Source organism: Paraburkholderia sp. BR14320, from assembly GCF_040948665.1.
Taxonomy (GTDB): domain Bacteria; phylum Pseudomonadota; class Gammaproteobacteria; order Burkholderiales; family Burkholderiaceae; genus Paraburkholderia; species Paraburkholderia youngii.
The window spans coordinates 1-2,765 of the sequence record NZ_JBFPKG010000147.1 but is presented as its reverse complement, the minus strand read 5'-3'; the positions used below and the strand labels follow the sequence as shown (position 1 = coordinate 2,765).

General features: G+C 58.4%; 3 protein-coding genes. 1 reads left to right on the top strand and 2 read right to left on the bottom strand.

Annotated features, from left to right (window positions below; genetic code table 11):
- Positions 1-275: 275 nt before the first annotated feature.
- Positions 276-443, bottom strand: a complete 168-nt coding sequence (locus tag AB3X89_RS39265) for a hypothetical protein (RefSeq protein WP_368587947.1) — start codon at positions 441-443, stop codon at positions 276-278.
- Between the two features lie 179 nt (positions 444-622).
- On the opposite strand from AB3X89_RS39265, the gene AB3X89_RS39260 reads away from it, so the two are divergent.
- Positions 623-2,515, top strand: a complete 1,893-nt coding sequence (locus tag AB3X89_RS39260) for a hypothetical protein (RefSeq protein ID WP_368587946.1) — start codon at positions 623-625, stop codon at positions 2,513-2,515.
- A gap of 67 nt (positions 2,516-2,582) precedes the next feature.
- Here AB3X89_RS39260 and AB3X89_RS39255 read toward each other — a convergent pair.
- Positions 2,583-2,765, bottom strand: a 183-nt coding sequence (locus AB3X89_RS39255; RefSeq protein WP_368587945.1) for a hypothetical protein, incomplete at its 5' end; no start/stop codon positions are given.

The window sequence follows — 2,765 nt, the reverse complement described above, 5'->3', positions numbered from 1 at the left end:
AGCAGCGCGAGGGCGTGATTATCGCGAACCTCGTGAATCTGTGGAACAGCTTCGGCAAGGCCGTTTGCGTCAAAAAGCTCTAGTTGCGTCCGCAACCAACTGCGGGCCTACCCTGCTGAACAAAGCCTATTGACGACGACCACAGACGACGACTGTGCACGGAGTACTGCTGAGGCGTCGGGTCCCTACAGGCATGAAAAGGGTGACTACCCTGGAACGCGGCGACGGATCGTTGCGACAGGGGAACGATAAAGCTGAAAAGCACGGGACACCCATTACAGAATGATGGCGTCGTGAATCCAGACATCCGGCGCTGAATCCAGGCGCCGCAGGCTGGCCGGAGCGTCATCGGCGCGATCACTCACGCGTCCATCTACGACACTCAACCGGATAACGCCAGCAGGAAAGCAGCCAACCGCCTGCACCTGCAGGCGCTTTTTCATGCTAGCCGCGCAGCCAAAAAAAACGGCCTGCAAGGCGCAGGCCGTCTACGTAGGCGGGGCGGAAAATGTCGCGGAACGACGTCCAGACCAACAAATCCTGACCCCTTTTTTCTGTCGTCAGCGCATGCGCCGACTGCATGCGTAGAATAGCCCTTTTTCACTTCTTGGGCAAGCGTACGATGCGTACCGACCGCCGGATCGCCACCGTGCAAACGCTGACTTCGCGCCAGCGCTTTTTTTGCGATTGCTGGTTCAACCTGGTGCACGAGGCGTCACTGGACGCTTTCCGCGTGCGCGCCATGAATCCCTTGAACATTACGCGCGAACTGCTGCGAATGTTCGACATCGAGCACGCGAAGGAACAGGACATTGGTGGGGTCGCACTGGAAGCGTGCGAGATACTCGCTACCACTTCCATTCTCGCCGATTCCGTATTTCAACCGGCTGCGTCCCAGCTCATCACGCTGCTGAAGGAAGTCGCCGAGAGCAAGCCGGTGAAATCGGCGTCGGAGGACGGGGGAAAGACTTCTGAAGCTGCGAAGCTCGCGGGGACGCAGCTCCACAAAAATCGCTTCCTCGTCGATGCATTTGGCCGTGAACTCATCCATACCCTTGAGCGGCATTTCGTACCGAAAAGCATCGCGTGGCTGTCTCGGGAACTGGCAACCCCGGACAACGGTGCGACCTTTGACGCGCAGGAACCGCATCTTCGGGAAATCGAAAACGTACTGTCAGCCTTGTTGAGCACGCTCGTCAACCAGGGGTGGAGCTTCCCGTCGTTGTTCAAACTGTATCGTGAGATGCTCCTGCCGTCTGACGCAGGCGGGGAAGCACGCCCGTATGTGTTTGCCGATGCATTGCGCGAGGTATTCCGGCGTTTGACCAGTGCGCCTAAACCCTATCGCATCACGTTTCAGATAAATGGCGTAAGCAAGCCTACGAGTTTTCCGCCGACCGTGGGCACGATCGCGTTCACGACAGCCCCGCCCGCGGTCGGTGCCGGCTCAAGCGGCTACGTACAGAGGTATGCCCGCGCTTTTGGCGGGCGACTGTTCGCGACGATGACGGTTGAGGCGCAGGACGGTCGAATCGCTGGCTCAATCGCCAGTGACCAGATCGCTGGCGTACTCGATGTTGTTCGCTACGACTATGAACGCAAGAATGTCCAGCTTGCCGACACGTTTCTCGTTGAAAAGCCGGGCAGGCACATTCTGCTGCCGCTGCCGGGTAGCGTCCCGAATCCGGACTCCTCGCTAAGCGCGGCACAGCTCGAGGTGTTTATGGGACGGCTTCAGGAACTGGTGGTCAGCGGGACCCTTGCTGCCGAAACGAAAGACAGGATCTACTCGGCGTTCCGGCTATACAGGACGGGTGCCGACTCCTCAAATTTCGAGAACAAGCTCGTGAACTGGTGGACGGCAGTTGAGTATCTGGTCAAAGGCAGTGGCAGCGGGAGCGATGGCATCGGCAACGGCGTCGAACAGTCGCTCGCGCCGACCGTTACGCTGTCCTACCTGCCCAAGCATCTTGTTGCGCTGCGCGAGATTCTGGTCAACGAACTGAAGATCGAACTTGCCGATGCCGCAGGTACGCCCGTCGAACTCAAGGGAATGGGGCTCGCAGAGTTCCATACGCTGCTACAGGACCAGGCATATCGGGTTGCGATCGAGAATGCGTGCTCGGACTCCCCTTTTGTGCGCCTCCATCTGCGCCGGCTGTTTGGGGTGTTCAACGACAATGCGAAGCTTCAGACCACGCTTTCAAACCATGAGCGCCGGATGCGATGGCACGTGCAGCGGATCTATCGTGCGCGCTGCGACATTGTTCACAGTGGACAACGCATGGTCGACGCAACGCTGCTATGTGCCAATCTCGAGTTTTATCTGAAGACTGTCCTGGCCACTTTCCTGGAAGCATTGCATCGCCATTCAACGCTGAGCAGCGCGCGCGAGTTTTTTGACCGGCAGGAGCATGCGCTGAAACTGGTTCGTGCCGAACTCGCGAAGAATCAGAACTCGCAATTGCTTTCGATGCTGGCAAACCGGGACGCGGCGAATGCTGCTACCGCGTAACTGGCCATGCACACATTCCGTACTCCGCGCTACCGGCCCGGCGGGATGATCGACATGCAGCGGTTTGCTACTTGTGGAACGTCATCGCATCGACGGTGCTCGACGATTGATCGAGACGAATAGCGGCTTTGTTCAGCAGGGTAGGCCCGCAGTTGGTTGCGGACGCAACTAGAGCTTTTTGACGCAAACGGCCTTGCCGAAGCTGTTCCACAGATTCACGAGGTTCGCGATAATCACGCCCTCGCGCTGC